The 20,307-nt window shown below is 58.8% G+C and carries 10 protein-coding genes and 1 pseudogene; 5 read left to right on the top strand and 6 right to left on the bottom strand.

Annotation, left to right across the window (positions count from 1 at the left end):
* Positions 1–190: 190 nt before the first annotated feature.
* Entirely contained in the window at positions 191–919 is a 729-nt protein-coding gene (locus tag P6U27_RS30145; RefSeq protein WP_407194499.1) for a LuxR family transcriptional regulator, read from the bottom strand.
* A gap of 1,376 nt (positions 920–2,295) precedes the next feature.
* Between P6U27_RS30145 and P6U27_RS30150 the strand changes: the two genes are divergently transcribed.
* Entirely contained in the window at positions 2,296–3,012 is a 717-nt protein-coding gene (locus P6U27_RS30150) for a sulfite exporter TauE/SafE family protein (RefSeq protein ID WP_407193029.1), read from the top strand.
* A gap of 246 nt (positions 3,013–3,258) precedes the next feature.
* Here P6U27_RS30150 and P6U27_RS30155 read toward each other — a convergent pair.
* Positions 3,259–4,340, bottom strand: a pseudogene (locus P6U27_RS30155) (ISAs1 family transposase).
* 988 nt (positions 4,341–5,328) lie between these two features.
* Here P6U27_RS30155 and hemN point away from each other — a divergent pair.
* Complete coding sequence (gene hemN / locus P6U27_RS30160; protein ID WP_407193030.1) at positions 5,329–6,666, top strand: oxygen-independent coproporphyrinogen III oxidase; 1,338 nt, start codon at positions 5,329–5,331, stop codon at positions 6,664–6,666.
* Positions 6,667–7,074: 408 nt separating this feature from the next.
* Here the strand turns inward: hemN and P6U27_RS30165 are convergent, their stop codons facing one another.
* A complete protein-coding gene (locus P6U27_RS30165) occupies positions 7,075–7,407 on the bottom strand; it encodes a hypothetical protein (protein WP_407193031.1) in 333 nt (110 codons plus the stop codon).
* 684 nt (positions 7,408–8,091) lie between these two features.
* On the opposite strand from P6U27_RS30165, the gene P6U27_RS30170 reads away from it, so the two are divergent.
* Positions 8,092–9,684: a carbohydrate porin gene (locus tag P6U27_RS30170; RefSeq protein ID WP_407193032.1), complete on the top strand. Its 1,593-nt coding sequence runs from the start codon at positions 8,092–8,094 to the stop codon at positions 9,682–9,684.
* A gap of 310 nt (positions 9,685–9,994) precedes the next feature.
* The gene (locus tag P6U27_RS30175; RefSeq protein ID WP_407193033.1) at positions 9,995–12,118 is read left to right on the top strand and encodes a hypothetical protein; all 2,124 of its coding nucleotides are present in this window, start codon (positions 9,995–9,997) and stop codon (positions 12,116–12,118) included.
* A gap of 431 nt (positions 12,119–12,549) precedes the next feature.
* Here the strand turns inward: P6U27_RS30175 and P6U27_RS30180 are convergent, their stop codons facing one another.
* Complete coding sequence (locus P6U27_RS30180) at positions 12,550–14,802, bottom strand: hypothetical protein (protein WP_407193034.1); 2,253 nt, start codon at positions 14,800–14,802, stop codon at positions 12,550–12,552.
* Positions 14,803–15,358: 556 nt separating this feature from the next.
* A complete protein-coding gene (gene nopM, locus P6U27_RS30185; protein ID WP_407193035.1) occupies positions 15,359–17,104 on the bottom strand; it encodes a T3SS effector NEL-type E3 ubiquitin ligase NopM in 1,746 nt (581 codons plus the stop codon).
* A gap of 688 nt (positions 17,105–17,792) precedes the next feature.
* On the opposite strand from nopM, the gene P6U27_RS30190 reads away from it, so the two are divergent.
* A complete protein-coding gene (locus P6U27_RS30190; RefSeq protein WP_407193036.1) occupies positions 17,793–19,664 on the top strand; it encodes an NEL-type E3 ubiquitin ligase domain-containing protein in 1,872 nt (623 codons plus the stop codon).
* A gap of 276 nt (positions 19,665–19,940) precedes the next feature.
* Here the strand turns inward: P6U27_RS30190 and P6U27_RS30195 are convergent, their stop codons facing one another.
* Positions 19,941–20,126 carry a hypothetical protein gene (locus tag P6U27_RS30195; protein WP_122405210.1) on the bottom strand — a complete coding sequence of 62 codons (186 nt, stop codon included), beginning with the start codon at positions 20,124–20,126 and terminating at the stop codon, positions 19,941–19,943.
* Positions 20,127–20,307 lie beyond the last annotated feature (181 nt).

Here is a 20,307-nt window from a genome sequence, read left to right on the forward strand (position 1 = left end):
GGCCGAGATGGGGGAACAGGGTCAGTCAACTTCGACAGTCCATCGATCTCATGAAGTCCCACAACCTCACGCAGCGTGAGATAGCGGACTTGTCGCAAGGAGCGTCGCGAGCTCCGCCGAAGGCGCGATGCTCAACATGGTAGACTCTGCCAGCCCACGATTTGGCACTTAGTGCCCCGTTTCTTAAAATTCAAAGAACATTGAGGCGAATAGCGATAGCGACCGCTTGAATTCGGCTCGTCGCACCCAGCTTCCGCATCGCATTTTTGACATGAAAGTTGACCGTATTCTCGCTGATTTCCAGGATCTTTCCGATTTCCCATGACGATTTCCCCTCCGCCACCCACCGCATGCAACTGATCTCTCGCTTTGATAATGCCACTTTTCTCTCGCAACCATCATCATTGCACGGACGAGCGATCTCGCTATAAGCGGTGTGAAAGAGGCAGGCCAGCGCGTTGAGATGACCGATGCAGTCCTGAGGATCGGCATCGTCGAACGCGGATGCAAACGACACAACAGATATCCGACCCAACGGGCCGAACAACGGCACGCTCATGCCGTGCTTCAGCCCCGCCTCTCTCGCCTCCTCCAGTACGCGTCTTTCGTCCGGTTGAAGTTGATAGTGGTCGGCGAGTTGATCCCACAAAAACGGCCGCGAATGCATCGGCGTCCGCCGGACCACCGGATCGATAGTATGGTACTTCCGCTTGAAATATCGGTCGCACCAGTCTGGCGGCCACTTCACAGCCACAGTAGGAGGTGGATACTCTGCCAGGCGAAGTGGCTCAACGAAGTTGAGAGCGCCATATGCAACTTCACTGAAGCCTTGCTTGGTGGCACAGCCTACAAGAAGCTCGAATAGCGCTCTGAGTGAATGAGTCTGGCTCGCACATTCGGTGAAGCTAAAGAGGTCCATGATAGGCCCCTGAGTACGACGATCGAGCTCCCCGTCGTCGTGTTCGATTGCGCTTGTTTCAGGCGAAGCCAAATTCCAGTCCATGATCTGAACCTGACGGTTAGTTATTCGTGCAGTCTGAGCGCTCGCCCTGTGCCGGGCGCCATTCGCCGAATTCTTTGCCCTGCCGCCGAGTGCGCCGGCGCGATCCATCAAACACCCGAGATAGGGCCATCATCCTTATCTCAAAGGCCGAGCGGAAGTGATTGGTCCAGTTCGCCGATAGCGCACTGGTCAAATTAGAGATCATCGCTCGTCATCCGCGTTGAAGGACCGTGCCACCGGTACGTACCCAACGGTGCCCCCCTTGAATGATGCGGACGCCGATAGAAGGTTCGCGGGTCCAGGACCGAGCTGACGACAATAACCAGACAGCTTCAGCGGCTAGAGGCTCGGCTCTGTTAAGCTTGCAGAGCGAGAAAACGCAGTCGCGTCCGAACGACGCTTTCGTTTGTCTCGAGGCCGAGCACGACGAGATCCTGGGCTCTGATCTGCGCGATACAGCTAAGCTCGACCACGCGCTTGGCTGTGCGCGACTCGACGAGCGTCCTGTCAGCATCCAGTCTCCGCTGAGAGACGAAGACAACACGAGAGTCATGTCTTTTCCCAATCTTGCGAATTGCCATCGCTAATCGCTCGCCGATCCTCCGCCGTGCGACGGCGCCGGGGACGTGATCGATGAGCAACACGCAACAGCCGGCGCAGACGCCATACTCCTCGCACCATTGTCCGGCGTCTCATCGGCTCCGTCCGGCAGGCCTGGCGCAAACGTATCGAACGTGCAGAAACGGGCCGCGTCAAAGGCGCAGCGAGAGATACTCGTCGCCGCGAGATCTGCTTGATGCGGAGGAGATTTTGCATGCGCTTCTCCAACAGCGAGATGACCCAGGTTCGACTAGCAAGTGTCGTACCAACTGTTGATTTCAACAAACTCAAACGTCGCGGAGAGGGGTTCGGACCCGCACGGTTGGTTGCGAGGTAGGAGCGTCGAAGCCTTTCTAACATGCGAAAGAAAGGCGACAGCACCATTGCGAGGCGCGGCAGGAGATGAGCTACAGCAAGAAATGCAGCTCACCCCGGCGGCCCCTGGAGTGCCGCCCCTCAGGGTCTCAACGCAGCCCTATTCCAGCCCAGTCAAGTACCAGCTTCGGCAATTGATGGGACGGTTCAACCATGGCACTCGTTAGGAACTTGACCTGCCTGCACCTCCGGCCACCGATTTCGGCGAAATGCTTAGATCCGTCGCCAAGCAGAAACACATTTAGACCGCGCTTGATGCACGAATCATGATGGGCTCGGCGCAAAAAGGCGAAGATCTTCGCCAAGACCGGTGAGGCATGACTTCTCTGCTCTTCGCGATCATCTCAATGCTCTATGCGAGCGTTGGCCAGGCTGGTGGCACTGCATTCCTCTCGTTAATGGCATTTTTTGGTATGTCGTCGACAGAGATGCGCCCGACGGCGCTTGGTCTCAACATTGTCGTCGCGACTTATTCTACGTGGCTCTTCAACCGCAACAGGATCGTTGACTGGACGATCCTGCGCCCGCTTCTGTTTTCGTCGATGCCAGCGTCGCTCGCCGGTGGCCTGATTGTGCTCGGGGACCACATGTACAAGGCGCTGACCGGGCTCGTTCTTCTTCTGGCGAGCGCAGTGATGATCATGCAGCGGGCACGAGTTTCCGATCGTGTTTCCGAAACTCCGGTCGCAGCAAGCGTGAGCTTTGGCGCGGCCCTTGGCCTGGTTTCCGGGCTGACCGGCGTGGGTGGTGGAGTGTTCCTCGCGCCGACGCTCATCACACTGAATTGGGCATCACCGAAGCAGACCGTCGCGTTATCACCCCCTTTTATTCTGGCCAATTCTGCAGTCGGCTTCGTCGGAGCTCTTTTCAGCGGCCAATTTCCTTCTCCGGATTTGGCTCTTTACGCTATCTCCGCCCTGGTGGGTGCGGTCGTTGGAACGATAATCAGCCTGAACTGCCTGAACCCGGCAGGCATCAGATTTATCCTCGCGGCGGTTCTGCTTGTTGCCGGCATCCAATTGGTTCTCGCTTGAAAGTCTCAATTCCCATGTTTCGTGGGATCGGCACGAGATCCTACACGGTCAGCTCGAGTGCACATGATGGCGGCGGCAGCTTCTGGTCCGCGCGCCTTGCCTAACTCTGAAGGCTGCCAACGGGACCACGAAAAGCTGTCGGGCCGAGCGACGATGGGCGGCATCTTGCGATCCCCGCTGATCGTCATGAGCCGAGCGGCCCGTATCTCGGCACATCCCGTTCGCGCACCCCATTTGGCAGTAGGGCTATCGCATATGGGCGAGGGCGGAGAGAAGGAAGTCATTATTCCATCTGGCTTGGAGCATTTTGTGGCTGATGCGGGCAGGACCGGGCGTTGCCTGCAGGGTATTGATGGCCAGCTTGCGGATGAGGGCGAGATTTTCGGCGGCGTATCTTTGCGGCTGCGGCAGGCATCTTCGTCGAACAGAACGTCGAGAACCCAGTGCAGGTTGTTCTCGATGCTCCAGTGGGCACGCACGACCTCGAGCAGCTTTTTGGCCGACAGCAGGCGCGAGGCGAGGAAGTATCGGACCGTGTGTTTGACAGCCTTGCCAGAGTTGGCGCGCCAACTGTCGATGCGACCGACTGCGGCGATAGCGGGGAAGTCGTATTGTTTCGCCAACTGAGGAGCCGGCGCGACGATGGCCTGCCGGCGCTCGGCGCGGCCGTGGGCAGTGGCTCTTCGTTGACTCGCTCGCGCGGGCTTTCGGGCTGTATCGACCAACGTCTTGGCGGCCTTGAAGAGCCGGCCACGGTTACTCTTGATGGCCAACACGTAGTGCCCCTTCCGATCGAGGATGGCCTGCGCGGTATCGGGCCGGCAATGCAAGGCGTCGGCGGTGACAAGAGCCCCGTCCAGATCGAGCAGCGCGAGAACTTCGAGAGCCCCGGCAACCTCGTTGCGGTTGGGAGCCTTTCTCTGAGCCAGCGCCATGCGAGTGCCTGCGGCCCAGACATTGACCATATGCAGCGGCGTGGCCTGCCGGCCCCGCGTGTAGGCCCCGCGCAGCGCCTTGCCGTCGATGCTGACCACCCCCTTGATGCCGAAGCTCTTGCTGAACTTGCGCAAAACCGCTTCCAGCCCCTTCGGGTCAAGCGCACGGAAGACGTTGCTGAACGTATCGTGGCTCGGAATGCCGTGCCTGAGCTCCAGGAAGCGCCGCAACAGCTCCTCGCGGCCTTGGCCAAAGAACTCGAACTCGGTGCAGGTCTTGGCGCCAGCCAGCGTCGCCGCCAAGGCGATGACGAGGATCTCCACAAGATCATGTCGGGTGTTGCTGGCGCGCGGGTCCTTGAGCGATCGAAACAGGCGCTTGAGCTTGCGCATTCAGGTCTCCCTCTGGAATCGAGAGACACCCAAAGAATCCAGTTCCAACCGCTTGGCAACACCCTGCCAGCACCATATGCGATTCCCCTACATTTGGCAGGACGGTCAATGTTGGCGGGGCAGCGTAGCAGATGAAGCGTACCTCCACTCGTCGATGGCTTGCGCGGCCTCTAATCTGGCGCGCAGAATCGTCCGATGCATCTGGCCGGGATTGCCTTGCCATCAGCACGACGTTCAAAGTCGTTGTGAGTTGGTGAGCTGCATTAGACAGCGATGAGACGCCCCTGAGCCAAGGCGCCCCGACGCACTTCGCCGGGGGGCTGCAAGTGCGCTGGGGTCGCCCCAACATCATCAGTACATCCGTGATGATGCTTGTGGCAATGAGACAACCAGCGTGGCGGAATTGAGGCTTATGCGTTCGATACTAGGGATGAACGCTCGTTTGGTCGGCTGCGTCAAAGGACTTGAATCGCACGTTGCGTCACGTTGTACTATGGCGCTCCTCGCGCTGTCAGCTAGCCGCCAACCTATCTTCCGTGGCACGCGGGCCATGGATGGGAGGCAACCGCTGAACTCTGTGAGCACCAAATCGGCTTTTGCTTGAAGAAGACTCCGCTTTGAAGATCCAGTGCGAGCTCGGCTGCTCCTGGTGAGACCTACAAGCCCCTGTTTTCGTCGCAAAAATGACTGACCGTCAGCGAATGCGAAATGACGTGCCCTCCGATGAGCGATTGATCGCTCGCGCCGGCTCGTCGGGCACCTCTAGCAGCTTCAACCGTGCGCGCACGAGAACATTCATAACCTAAACGTCCGGATAATCGCCAAACGAGCGGCTCTCTCTTCCTGCTCTGCCCCTAAGCCGCGTTGACTGTCACATCGAAAACGGGACCAGATCTTAGAAACGACTGGGTGGGTTTGACATAACGCAAAGACACAAGAGAGAGCATCGGTTAGCTCTCTGTGTGTTTGAGCCTGGGAACGTTAAGCGTTGCGGACCTTCCTCCTAAACAAGTATTGCGATGCTCGCCTGCCTTGGTACACGATCTATCCGACCGTACCGGATTTCTCCGCGCTTGTTGGTGCCAAGACTTGTGAGACATGGCTGAGGCGGCTGCCGCCCCACGAGCCCGTTTCGTTCTATATCCATGTTCCATTCTGTCACTCTATCTGCTGGTATTGCGGCTTTCCTACAAGCCTCACTCGCAGCGAGCGACCCGTCCGCAATTATTTGGCAGCACTGCGCGACGAGATAGGCTTGGTCGCAGAGCAAGTGCCGCGCGCTCTGCCGGTGAGCGACGTGCATTTCGGCGGCGGGACGCCGACCACCATTGCACCGAGCGATTTTCTCGACTTGATGGAATTCCTGCGACACTGCTTTGCTTTCAGCAAATCAGCTACCATCGCAATAGAAATCGATCCGCGCGGAGTCACGACCGAGATGGTCGAAACGTTACAAGCGGCCGGGATCAGCCGCGCGAGCATCGGCGTGCAAAGCTTCGATCCAGTGGTTCAAAGGTCGGTCAACCGCGTGCAGAGCGAGGAGCTCACAGCTTCGGTCGTCAAAAGTCTACGGCAGCATGGCATAAGCCGCATCAATTTCGACCTTCTCTTCGGACTGCCGCATCAGACAGTGCGGTCCTGCGTCGACTCCGCGCGGACGGCTCTGGCCATGCGACCAGACCGGCTTGCGGTTTTCGGCTATGCTCACGTCCCCTCCTATATGAAACGTCAGCGCCAGATCGACGAGACGGCGCTGCCGGACAATGTCGCCCGCGCTGAGCAAGCCGCGGCTATTGCAGATACGCTGGTCTCGGCCGGCTACCGCCAGATCGGGCTCGACCATTTCGCCCTGCCCAATGACGAGCTTGCGCTGGCGCAGAAATCTGGTCGGCTGCGCCGCAACTCCCTGGGTTATTCGGCTGATGCCTGCAAAACCGTGATCGGCTTAGGTCCGTCAGCCATCGGCCGTCTGCGTGACGGTTACGTCCAGAACGAGATCGCAACCGCTTCCTATCATCAACACATTCAGGCTGGGCGTCTGGCAACGTCAAAAGGCTACTGTCTCACCACCGAAGATCGCCTCCGCGCCGCAATCATCGAGCGTCTAATGTGCGATTTGCAGGCCGACATACCAGCGATCTGTGCTGCTCACGGATTTGATCCGATTCCTCTTCTCGATTCGGCCGACCGCCTGGGAATGCTTGCCGAAGACGGGATAGTGGCGATCGAAGAGGGATTCATTCGGGTCAAGCAGGAGCACCGGTTTGTGATTCGCGCCGTTGCTGCCGCGTTCGACACTTATCTCGACCGTGCCCCTAAGAACTAAGCCACGGCATGTGAACAGATCGCAAGCCTTTAAGCTCTTGGCGAGGGAGCGATCCGAAGAAGCGCCTCGGGCAGACAGGTCAGATTTCGAGGAAGCAGGATGGTGTGCTGGCACAAGCTTTCAGGTACCGTCTCAAAATTGGCGAGGGCTGATTAAAAAGGGAGCTGATTGTAAGGACAGGCGCAGCGCGCTCGGCCGCCCAGGGCTACGCCTCGATCATGCGGAAAGGGCTCTGCCCCATCTCCCCTAGAGCGCTCTCGATGGTGACAGCCTCAGCGACATGCCGCTGTAGACGCCGGCGCCCGCAGAAGCTTCGGGTATTTTGCGGGTCTAGCCAGTTTTGCCAAGCTACGGTCCACCTCCTCGAGCACAGTTGGAGACTCGACCATGCCTACAGCGTCTCAGACCTCAAGGCTCGGATGTCTTCGGTCCGGCGATCACTCGCGCGCCTCCGACGGAAAGAGGTCTCCGTGGTTTGGACCGCCCGAAGCGTTTCCTTTCGACGCTCGAAACAGCCCGGACTGGCGACACAGGAGGCTCGGAAGCAGCAGAAGGGACAGGTGTTGAACTCTGCAGGGAATCGATCCACGACGTCAGCGTGGTGATCTGATCCAGGATCCCTTTTAGCTCATCCCGCTGGGCATTGATCCGATTATTGAGTACTGCGATCTCATCGCCGATTTTCTGCTGTGCCCAGTTTATCTCAAACAAGGCTGCCCTGTCTTCCAGTGACAGGCTCATCGTTGAAGCGAGGTCCCGGGCTTCCGGCTTCTCGACAAACTTCTCAAGGTTAACCCAAAGCCAGGCCCCAGCAGCACACGAGCTGACGAGGACAAGCGGGAGCACCAACACAGGTAGAATCCGTCTTGACGGCCTGTGCAAGAGCCGCCGCAAGTCTGAAGCGGTCGCTTGATCAATCGAGTCCATTGTCCCTCGCTCAGGACTTCGACGCGACAGGCTGCGATGCTCATGCGCTCCGGGAACTGCCAGCGTCGACATAATCAATTGCCGAGCTTCCCGATCGGCTGCTCTGCTCCTATGAAACGCTACTTCTTGAGCAACGCAACGCGACAATTTGCGCGCGTTCACGTGATAGCGTCACCAGCGAGCAATGCTCATTTTTGTCGGCAATGGCGCAGCATTTTCTCACCATTCAGAAGAACCTCCGAGATTTTCTTCCCGTGCCACGGCACGAACGAACACCGTCCACTCATTCCTGAGTGTGTTCGATGGAGTCCCGCCTCACGCCTTGCCGAGACCATCAACTTCATTCGGGGCGCGCCACGTAGGCGCCAGGGCCGATCGGCAATGGCCGATTGGACCGGCAAGAACTGCACCTGGTCAACTACCAAGTCCGGGAGATTGTTCGAGATGATGGGGACGTGGCAAGCGTGACCAACGACCCCGCGCACGTCAAGGATTGGGATGCAAGACAGGTTTTGCGGCGCTGACGGCAGCCAGCACATGCTCGCCGATACGGGAGCAGTTTCTTTCAATTTCGGACCAAGGGGAAAGCACTCTGCGCTTGTTATCGCCTTTTCGCTAGCGGCTTGTCTGGTCGGCAATTCCGTACGGGCACAAACGGGGAGCAGACTTAGTCCTGGTAACCACGCTTCGGATCAGGCCAGCAAAAGAGGAAAGACTTCCGGTCCGGCCGCAAAGCTCCCGCTCGGCCTGATTCATCAGGCAATCCGCTCTCCTGCCCTGGGGCCAGCAGCAGGTCCCGGAGTGCCTTTCGAAAAGAGCGGCAATGCGGACAGGCGTGCTCAGACGAGACCGCAAAAAACGATCGATCCCTTCGAAAGGTACGACAAGCTGCGTGAGAAAGGGACGTGGCTCAACATACCTGGACCTGCGGACACGATCGATCAGGACAGGGACGGCGTTAGATCGGAGCTGGCAGATGTCGGCATCGGCTACATCGGCTGGACACACAACAGCTTTGTAAACAACCAGCTGCCGAATGCGGCCAGAAGCCCTATCGCAAACCAGCTCTATATGGGCCAGAATCCGACCTTCGCGTCGGCAAACTTCATGATCGTTACCTACGATCTCAGCCGGTTTGGCATTGCCGACGGACAGATTGTCTTAGGAGCCGAGCACCAATACTGGACGTGGGATCGCCCGGGACCAGATCGAGCGGGAATCAATACGCTCGCCTACTACCAAACTTTCTTCGACAGGACGCTAGAACTCAAACTTGGCTATCTCAGAAACCAAAATGAGTTCACCGGCACATTGTTCGGAGGGATTACAGGATCGAACATGTCTGCCTTGTTCCAGGCAGGGATGAGCACCAATGCTGCGCCGACGCCGGCGGTCAACTTGAAGTACAATTTTGACGATCGCTTGTACAACAAGGTCTCCGTACAGCGCTCAATCAGTCCAGATGGCGTCTATGCCCACATAACCGAGAACCCCACCGGCTTGAATTGGAGCACGGCCAATGCGGGCATCCTTCTCGTTGACGAAGTCGGGTACAAGAGCAAGGCTGCCCCCGGCCTGCCCGACACGTGGCTGCGGGCGGGCGTTGGTTTCAACAGTAGCCGCTACACGAATTTGGTCGACCCCAAGCGACAAAGGGAAAGTGGGAATAATTTTTTCTACATCGCTGCGGACAGGCAGCTCTGGCAGAGCGACGGCCTCGGGTCGCCGTCTCGCGGCATCTATGGCGGCTTCTCCATCATGGGAGCTCCGCCTGACCTCAACAGGATCAGCCAGTATTGCGAGCTTCGTCTTTATGCGAAAGGCCCCTTTGATAGCCGGCCCAGTGATCTGATTGCACTCGTTGCTAGCCAGACGAGCTGGAGCAAATTTGCGGTGGATGCTGCCCTGGCTAAAGGCCAGCTTGCGCATCGCGATACCACGGCAATCACCGGAACATATACCGCCCATCTTGCTCAGGGAATATATGCAGGAGTGGGATTATCATACATTCATAACCCCACAAGCGTAACGCACACGCCTCAAACGGAACACGCGCTCAATCTGTTGGTATCTACGTTGATATTCTTCTGATCATCACAAACGCATCCACTTTCTCGTGACGCACGGGACTTGAGCTTCGCGATCTTTTCGGAGCGACCGGCGCCAGACGAGCCCGTTGGGATGTAAGGCTGCGCCGGCTGTAAGAGCGTATGGACAGAAGATGTCGTTGGATCGCAGGGAGGGTGAGGCAGATTGTGCGGGAGAGCCTGGTCCCGAACGCGGTCATTTCGAGGTTGGCAACCGCGAATAACTCTTCGCCGCGGAACCATATCCAAGTCAGGTTCTCGAAAGCTTGCCCGACTAGGCAGACCTGTTCAGGTGATCCTGGAGTGAGGTTAGCGTGGATCCGCAAAATTTTGACCCGTTTAACGTGCCAGCTTGGTCACAAGTGCAGCAGGACGTCCCGCAAGAGCCGCAGACGAGCCAAGCCGGACAAGATGGTTTTGAGCAGCACTTGGCTGAGGCAAGGCAGGCCGAACCCGCTTCCGTTGGCGGACGAGGCTCCTATCCCCATCTATCCACTGAAGACGGGGACGTTATCGACAAGGCGATTGCTCAATATGTGGATCAGAAGAACCCACAACCGAACACGGTCAAGCTTTATACTTCGGCACTTCGTCGACTAGCGAATGATCTCCGCGCCCGTGGGCAAACGACTGATCTAAGGGACCACGAGTCCCTGATCAACCACATAGATACCTACTTTCCGAAAGACGCCCTGATGAAGACAGGCGTAAGCGTCCTTCGTGCGTATCATGATTCAGGTCATTTGGTTTCTCGCGGGCGACCGCGCGCACTCCCCTCAGGGAAAGACGCATCTAACGATGACCGGCAATCCCCGGACGAGGCGATGGACCCACGTGCCGGCAGCAATCTCCTGGCAAGTGAGGAGGTCCCCGTCCATCATGAACATGACACAGCTCAATCGAGAGCAGCGAAAAGACAGAGGACGCTAAACGATCTGGAAGAAGTTCAGGTATATCGGAAACCGAGCGCAAGCGCCGCTTCAGGAGCAAGTGGCGGAGCAATGCCAGTCGCCTCAACGGGCGTCATAATCCGGGGTCAGTGGGACAGGCGGCCTCTTTATCCCGAGGATGCTGCCGATATCTTCAGGCTTGAGGAGGCGCTCATTGAGGGCGGGACGGCCGCCGTTACGGCGAAGCAGCACGCAGGTTCTCTTATTGGCTATAGCCGCTGGCTCTTCGCAAAAAACAAACCGAGCATTGTTGCTCGGCTAGACGGCAGATCGCTGAGCGATGGCAGTGACGTGCGCGAGTTCAGCGGTGCCTCTAATAGCAAGAGGCTCGTTAAAGCATTAGAGCATCTGCGGACCTTCCGGTCGACCGGGACCATCGTGCCCATCGTGCGTCCAGGGCGTACTCGCGCTAAGCTCAACCCTTCCCCTCAAAACGTTGCGCTCGTCAATCCCGAAGGCGCTTTACTGACAGAACCGACACGCATCGACAGCGCCGCTGCGCAGCACCGCGCGGCGTACGAAGCTATTCGGCAACAGGAGCATCAGGAGGGACACGACAACCAACCTATCTCGTCGGCTCTCCTCGCAGGACCGGGCGTGGTCGATCCAGAGCAGCTTCCTCAGGAGCAGCCTCCGCTCCTGCGGGACCATCTTGATGACCAAGCTATCCCCTCGCCGGTTTCCCTGCCTTCAGAGGAGCTCCAGCAGCTCGAAAAGGACTTGCGTCACGAGCTTCACCGGCAATCGGAGGATCCCCCCTTTTTTTCCTTTGATCCCGAAGAGTTTATCATTGATCCAGACCAGTTCTTTCCAGCGGAGTTTCGGCGACTGCTCGAGGACGAAGACGCACAGGAGCTTGCCGAGGAGCGAGATAGTCAACCCGCCACCTCGGCTTCTATCCAGGAGCAAGTCGCATCCGATTCGGGGCAGTTCCCTCAGGCAGATCTTCGGCGAGTACTGGATCATCTCGATGATCAACCCAGCAACTCGCCAGTCTCTGTCCCTCCAGAGGAGCTGCGGCAACTGGAAAACGACTTGCATGACGCGCTTCACCGGCCGGGGGAGGATCCGCCTGGCCCGTCGGTTTCCCTTGATCCAGAAAAGCTTACCATGGATTCAGAGCAGTTCTCTCCAGCGGAATTTCCGCGACTGCTCGAGTATCAGGACGCACAGGAGCTTGCAGAAGTGCGCGATGATCAACCCGCCACGTCGGCTTTCATGCAGGAGCGAGTCGCATTCGATTCGGGGCAGCTCCCTGAGGCAGTTCTTCGGAGAGTACTGGATCATCTCGATGATCAACCCAGCCCCTCGCCAGTCTCCGTCCCTCCAGAGGAGCTTCAGCAACTGGAAATGGACTTGCTTGACGCGCTTCACAGACCACGGGACGTTCACCCCGCCCCTTCAGTGTCCATTGATCCAGAAGAATTTACTCTCGACCCAGAGCAGTTCCCTCCGGGGGAGCTTCGGCGACTGCTTGATAATGAATAAGCAGAGGAGCTTTAGAACGGGCGAGATGATCAACCGGCCTCTGCAAGGGCACATCGCATTCGGCGCAGACCAAAGTCCTCAGGATCGAACTTCGGAAAGTGCTGCAAGGTAGCCAAAGTAAATTAGCACCCCGTCGCCCATATACTTCGCGACGAATAGTTGGCGGGATTCTGGAAACAGACGGCATCAATAAACGTGGCCGCATCATTTGACCAGAGTGCCATGCTGTTCAAGTGCGGGTACGTGTCACGGGGACGTCCCCGCCCGAAACACTGACTGAGCCAACATCGCCGACGAAATCAGGCGTGTAATCACGCCCCACACCTCTGCGATCCGCATCGATTGGGTGCCTGGCCAGTCAAGCGCCACGTAGTAGAACGTCTCGCGCGAGCTGCCCACCGCGCATTTGGAATTGCAGCCAACTTGCTTCTTCACCGAGGTTCGGGATAAACGCGAACGCGCTGGCGTCCTTCGCTTTCCACCAACTCGCCTCTATATCGCATTCCGCGGATTTCGAAATAGGTCGGCCGCCCGGGCTGGGGCATGAGGCCCTCGCCTTCCAAAACGCGCACGAGGTAAGGCGGCAGGAACCGCTCCCTATGCTCCCAGCCGCCCCGGATAAGATGGCCAAGATCGACTGCACCTTCCCCGGTTTGCCTTGCGCTTACGATTGGCCGTGGACGATGCAGCGGCCGGGATGGCCCGGCTTCGTTCATCCCAGCGGCGCGCGGGTGATGGATCAGGCGAATATCTCTGCGACCGCCCGGTCCAAATGTCGCCGAATAGCGCTCCCCACTGATTGCAAACTGACTTGGCTCGAACTGGTTTGGCAGCAGATTGATGTTGCCCAAAACATCGATCAGCACGTCTGAAGCCGCCTGGGAGCCGTGGCGCCAGTTGGCGCCAACGATTGCTCCAATGTCCCGCAGCTCCGAAGCCGCCCCCGGCTGTCCTGCGAACGACGAGGCGGCCGCAAATTCAGGTGCTGGCGCGGAGCGCGCATCGTCACGCAAGTCGTGGGGTGTGGGTGGATCCAGATCAACAAAGGACTCGAGACCGCCATAGATGTTTGATGATCGAGGCCTCACGGACGAAGGTGATGCGGGTTCTTGCATCTGTTGCCCAAGCCAGGCCCAGGCTCCCTGGCTCGGGGTGGCTGGAGTGGCAGGAAGCTCGAGCGGCAGATGAGCTTGTGCAGCCCACTGCGGCGCCGGCACCGGCGAGGCAGGTTCGTGCATTTGGTCGCCGAGCCAATCCCAGGCTCCCGCGCTAGGCGTCGCAGGCGTTGCGGGAAGCAGCTGTGACGGGTCGGCCGGCCATCCGCTTTGCGGCGCCGGCATCGATGAGCCAGATCCGTGCATTTGCTCTCCAAGCCATTCCCAAGCTCCCGCGCTCGGCGTGGCTGGCGTTGCGGGAAGCCCTTGTGGCGAGCGGGCCCGACGAGCAGCTTCCGCAGAAGGCTGACCCGGGTCCTCAGGAGGCGGCAATCCCAGTGCCCTGTTCGCCTCAAGGATTTGCTGGTAGAGCCCAAGCCTGACCAGATCAGCGTTGATCTTGCTGTCGCCGGTCTCGTGCTTGTACTCTTCAACGTCCTGAGCCAGTGCAGGCGTGGAAAGTCGGCCGGCGATCGGCTGTCTATCATGCGTCTGCAGCCACTCACTCAGCCTGAACATGCGGCGAGTTTGCCTGTCGATCGTCTTTGGGTCTATCCTGTCTGTCGCCTTTTCCGCCGCCGCCCACATGCGAATGAGGGTTGCGTCCTCAGCATGAGGAGCCAGCCGGCGGACATCGGCTGCCAAGCTGTTTCCGGCACCGACTTCACGAAGCTTCTTCAGGGCCGCCTTGATGCGCCTGCCGCGGTCCTTTGCGTAGGTGTCGACGTCCTCATCGAGCTCAGCCTCGAGCTGGTGGTTTTCCACATCCGGATTTTCCAGCTGCGCGTTTTCCAATTCCCGGCGAATTCGATCGGCAATTGAGGGCCTGCCGGCGTCGCTCAGGCGCGCGCTCAAATGGCGCAAATCGGCTGCCGCATTCTTGATGGTACCGTCGCTGAGGTTACCCGCCGCCTTGTTTCGGAAATCTTCAATGAGCTCCTCATCGGCCGAATTGACCCCGCGCGTCCGGCCCGGCTGCCTGGCGTAGTCAATTCGCAGGTTCGTCGAAAGGACGTCAGATTGACCCGTGTCGCGCGACGACTTTCCGCTGCTGCTCCCGCCAAGGGCCTTGCCGATTCCCGACTTGAAGCGTGACCATAATCCGCGGCTTTTTCCGCTCTTGGTCGAGGCGGCAGACTCTGCGTCCGGAACGCTGTAACGTGCGCTGCTGAACAGATCATCTCGCAAACTAGACTGCGGCACTTGCGCCGAAGCGGGAAGCTGAAAGCTAGGAATGTCTACGCTCCGGCGCGTGCCACCTAGCGCACTCTCCCTGAAAGCGGAGTGCGGCGGCACCCGCATCGAACCGCCGAAATCCTCCCGCCGGACTGCTCGACCGCCTGCTGCGGGGGCCGGATCATGCGAACTTGACTTGCTCTCATCGGACGGATCGAGATTCAAGTCCTGGAGCCGCCCTTCAAAGTCACGCTGCTCGCTGGGGCTGCCCGCTCGCTGCCCCGTCCGCCCCTGCAGGGCGGCGTACTCCCGCATCCAGGCTCCTGAATCGAAGAATGGGTCAACCGGATCCATCCTGCTCTCCTCATGTTTATATAGACCCTGCAGCAACTCGTAGGGCGTGGATTACGGCCAAATAGTAGCTCGTTCAGCAAGAACCAGATTCTCGATTGTTGTAGCCGCAACCTTTCGAAAAGCTGACGGGATCGCTCCAATTTCGCCGCACCTCTTCCGCCTCCAGTTCGAGCGACGAAATTCATCGACCGACCTGACAATGGATCGCCTGTCGATCGTGCGTCGAACACAAGCATCACGGCCCGAACAGATAGCTGCCTCGTCAACCTGACGGCTGCGGCAGCGCCTCCGCAATCGAGGATTTCCCCCCTGCGCGCCTTGGTTTCCTCAACAACTTTTCGACCCAGGGAGCGCTCGTTCCGAAGCGGCTTTGGACGGGACGCAGATAGGCCCTCGCCTGGCGCGCAGGAATTTTCGTCGCTCGGCAAGACCGAACGGCCCTGATCGACGGCAGCGCACGTTCCAAGATGCCAAAGAGTTGGCAGCGATGGGCGGGGCTAATGTCCTTTACCGCCGCAGAGCAATGATAGATATCTCTGCGGCGATTTGCGAGCCTTTATAGTTCCAGGCCACGCTCTGTGAGCACACGGTGCATGACCTCACCTTTGATCTCGCCAGCGATCTCGTTTCGGACTTGGGCTCCGAGCACCCGCTCGGCATCTGGATCGCCTAGAAGACCATGCTCGGCCAGTCGCTGACCCAAGCGGGTTTGAAACTCCTCGTCCATGGCTTCGACCACCCGGTCTCCCATCGCTGCATGTTCGTCTGGAGCGATGCGCTTCAGCACCGTATCCCAGGGTTGCCAGAGGCTAGCCATGTAGTTGGTAAACTGGCTTGCTTCCCGCTCCCGGATCAGGTTGAGCGCCTGCGTCGCATCATCCTCGCTTACATGAGCGACCTCCAGGAAGCGCATGTCAGGGGCGAGATGGCTGAGCTCCAGCGGCTCGCGCAGCCGATGTTGATAGGCCAGGTAGACTTCGATGTCGTCTACGTTCGGGTTGCCGCTGGCGAGCGAGTTGATCCTGTCGCGCGCGATCTCGTCCAACGCCTCCAAGCGGAAGGCGACGCGGCCGCGCTGGATCAGTTCGCCCAGGCGGTCGTCATATACCCCGTCCTTGACGTCAGCGTTGATGCGCGCGGTCTGCATACCATTCCAGTGCAAGGTGACGCGATCCTCGCAGCTCGTGTTGGCTTCGGAAGCCTGCGCAAAGAACTGCTCGCGCAACGTCGGATTGGCGGCCGCATGCCGCAGATCATTAGCCACTGCCTGCCGAAACTCGTCATAGCCGTAATTCACGGTGCCTCGCAGCCTCTCCAGGAACTGTGCGTAGTCTTGGGCGCCGGGCTCATCCGCAAAGTGCTGCCATTCGGCCAGAGTGGTCGGGTCGTCTGCGAGCCAGTGTGCGGCGGCCTCATGCAGAGATTGCTGTGTAAGCTGCGGTGGCGCTTCAGCCGCCGCCAGATGAGCGAGGATGTCGTCCGGCAGCGCGTTATCGCCCAATTCGAGGTTCTCCAGATGCGGGTAGTAGAGGCTATTATTCGGCACAAGAGCATCTAAAAGACCTTCAGGCAGGCTGGTCAGCTGGTTACCGCTGACATTGAGTGATTGGAGCGTGCTCGGAAGAGGGTCGGGGAGGTTGGCCAGTTGATTGCCGCTGACATTGAGTTCAATGAGCCACGAGGGCAAGGACTCCGGGAGGTCAGTCAACTGATTGCCACTGACCGCAAGCGAGGTGAGCCCGCTCGGGAGAGCGCGCGGCAGGCTGGTTAGCCGGTTGTCGTTTGCGTTCAGGATCTCGAGCCCGGCCGGGAGGTTAGCCGGCAGACTGGTCAAGCTGTTGTCAGCGACCTCCAGCTCAGAGATCGTCGCCGGAAGATTGTCCGGCAAACTGGTCAAGCGATTATGGCTAATGAGAAGATGCTGGAGACCGGGTGGGAACATGGCAGGCAGGCTGCTTAGCGCGTTGTGCCTGGCGCGCAGCTCCAGCAACCTTGGCGGCAGAGCGGCGGGCAGAGCGGTGAGTGCGAGCGAAGACAAATCCAGCGAGCGCGAGCCTGTGTTTTCCGAATTCCTGATTCGTGTGCGGCCCTGTCGCCTATTCTCGGCTTCGCCCTGCCCCTCTTCGGCAACCCAATTGTCCAAAATCTGCGCGCGCGCGGAGGCTGGGGTCCGATACCCAGTCAAGGTTTCGACCAAATTCGCCAGGGCACGATTGAAGCCGCCGAGGTAGCTTTCCTGGTCCGCGTCTTCAGAAGGGGCCGAGGAAGAACCTGCACTCCACTGTGCCTGTCCCGTGTTCATCAATTTCTCCATCGTCAGAACAAAGATACCCCCGCTTCTCAAGCTCGCGAAGCAGGTGGCTGCAATGATCATTCGAGAGCCGGTGCACGTGCACTGCGCCCCCCCCCCGACTTAAGTGGGGACAGCTTCGCACGAGCCCGAGCGCGGCAAATCGATCGATACTGCTGTGAGCTTGCTGCCTTTCGTTGACCAGATAAGTCCGGCAGGACAGTCAACGGGGTAGCGTTTTCTGCCGTTAGCAGGCCTACCTGTCGATCAGCTGACGAGTGTCGCTGCAGAACCTCAGAGTTGCTCAGTTTGCCACTGATGAGCGAGGCGAGCCAGCTTGCGGCTGAACGGTCAAGCTTCGTAAAGATCAGCTCGACACCGACTGGCACGGCGTCTGAGAGGGGCACCGCGAACTTGGCCGCTCGGACCGCCTGCCGCCCTTCGTTTCCAGCTACTCGGCCGAACAGAGTCCGCTGGCCGCCGTTGAGATAAAGCAGCATCGCGGCTCTGGGGCTCTATATTGAAACCGCTGTCGCCTTGGTATCCGCAGAAAAGTGTACGCTGGAAATAACTACCCGCGGCCGAGATCGAGCCACTGTTTAAAATCGTCGTACCGACAGTCATGCCGGCTCCGATGCCATGGATGCCACCTTGATAGTCTGTCAGCTTACCGAAAGCTAAGTGTCTTAGCTCCTAGAGCATGTCGCCATGGGCTGAGTTTACTCAGTTTCGTAAGGAGGGTGAGATTGATCCTTTTGAAACAGGGCAGATTCGGGGCGGCGATGACATCCCCTCTGCATCTTCCGGACAGGAGGGCGCGGAAAACGGGGCGGCGGCGCAGTGGAACGAGGTGGTGACAGGCCACGCAGCGAACTCCGGAGATTCTGCCCACCCGGAGGACGATGAAGGCGACGTGCTTGAGAATTGGGCTGCCGAACCGGAGGTAGGCCCGCTCGAGGATCGGGACGAAGCGGTGCGCCGAGTGAATGCTCTCGGTGAGGCCATTACACTGGATCTTGAATCGCTGTCCCTTACAAGCCTGCCAAGACTTCCGAGCGCTGTCGTTGTGCTTGATGTGCCCTTCAACAGGCTGACCACTCTGCCCGATAGCCTGCCCGCTTCGCTCCGGCGTCTTGACGTTAGGGGTAATCAGCTGACCACCCTGCCCGAGCTTCCGACCGAGCTCAGAGGTCTCGACGCGAGCTCAAACCGGCTGAGGAGCCTGCCTGGGGTCCTCCCTGCTGAGCTCGAGCTTCTCGACCTCAGCCACAATCAGTTGCAGGAACTGCCCGAGGTGCTGCCTGCTTCGCTCCAGTTTCTCCGGGCCAGCAACAATCAGTTGACCACTCTACCGGAGGCCCTTCCGGCCGCCCTCCAATTTATCGACGTGAGCCAAAACCAACTGACGCGTCTGCCGCGGCACTTCCCTGCCTCGCTGGACTTTCTCGACGTCGGCCAAAACCAATTGACGACCCTACCCGACGACCTGCTGACGCAATTGACGGCTCCTGGCAGCATAGTTCTGACCGACAATCCTCTGCCCGAACAGGTGCTCACGAACCTGGATATAGCTCTACACGCCGAGGGCTATGCCGGTCCGACCGTCTACCATTCCCGCAATGACGAAAGTGAATTGTCCGAAACAGACAATGAACAGGCCGATGCTCTCATTGAAACGGTCGCAGACTGGCTCCGGGGCAATCCACAGGAGGGTGATCGAGAGGTACTGGACGCTTGGCAGCGCGTTGCTGAAGAGCCGGGCGCGCGAGAATACGCGCTCTTCCTTGGTAAACTGTTCGACTCCGTGAACTCTGGCAACGAAGAATTCCGGCAGTCGGTGGCCAATGATCTGCGCCAAGTGGCGGAAAAGCCGGAATTGCGCAAGCGCTACTTCCAACTGGCCCTGGACGCCAACGAGAGCTGCGAGGATCGCAGAACTTTGACCTGGAATGGCATGCAGACCGCACGCCTCATCGCAGAGGTCGAGAACGGCGCCTATAACAACAAGGCCCGGCTTCCCGATCTCATCGATCTGGGGCGGGTCATGTTCCGCCTGGACGCGCTGGAGAGAATTGCGCGCGAGAAGGTTCACGCGTTAGGCTCGGGCAACAACGTCGAAGACATCGACGCCATTGAGGTCCTTCTTGCTTATCAAAATAAGCTTCGCGAGCGGCTGGGGCTGCAACACGTCGCCCCCAACATGCGCTTCTTTGCGGTTTCCGGTGTGACCGACGCTGACGTCGACAGTGCAGAGACATCCGTGCGGAACCGAGAGGCGGCGGAATTCCCCGACTATTTGGCCGTGGACTGGCAACCTTGGGACGACGTGGTGCATCACATCGCGCCGGAAGACCACGCCACGGCGCACGACCAGCTCCTTGCTGCAATGGGGACGGAGTTCGAACGCCGGCTGCAGCAACAGCTCACCGACAAAGGTTTGATCGGGGTCGAAGCTGACCTTGTGGAGGATGCAAAGCTAGAGTTGGGTGCCGCAGTCCGTAGGGAAATCGCTCGTGAGATCATGGGCGCTCTCCGAGATAAGGTGCTCAATGAGAACGGCCTCACCTTATGAACCGGGCTTTGCCGTGTTAGAGCAGCTTCCGGGCTGGTCACTCCCAGGTCGTCCTCAACCCGGATCGTTGTCTCAGCTCGCCGCTGTATGCCAGCCGGGCAGCTATGATCGTCTCGGATATTGTCGAGACCAACCTTCAGTGAACGAAGCCCTTCTCTCTTCTGGGCCGATGAGATTCTGGACTACGAAATCCGCAACCGATGCTGGATCGGAAGGATTAGAGAATCTGGGCAAGTTTGTCATGCGCGCGATCCGTCGGTCGGCTCCCCGGCTCTCCTAGCGCTCGCGAAGCTGCCGCTCCAAATCAATGGCTTGATCGGCATTGTGAGCGCGCTTCAGCAAGGCGCGGCGTTCATCACCTGAAGGCTTTCGCTCCGCTTGATCTCGCATATCCTGTGCGAATTGCGTCAATCTCGTTTCCAGAGACTCTGTTTGCTTGAACCGCCTGCGCTTCAATCCCATTGCAACCTCCCTGTACCATTGCAACCATCGTACGCCTTCATGCTGCGCGGTGCAGGAACATATGTTTATTTTCGGCTCAAACCTGTGATCGAGCTCGCATGCAACAATCCTTCGGAAGGTGCAACAAATGTTGGTTCGACCAACGTCGGCTTGGATTTTGAGCTGCATACTCAAGTTACTC

The organism is Bradyrhizobium sp. STM 3566, assembly GCF_045571445.1.
Taxonomy (GTDB): domain Bacteria; phylum Pseudomonadota; class Alphaproteobacteria; order Rhizobiales; family Xanthobacteraceae; genus Bradyrhizobium; species Bradyrhizobium vignae.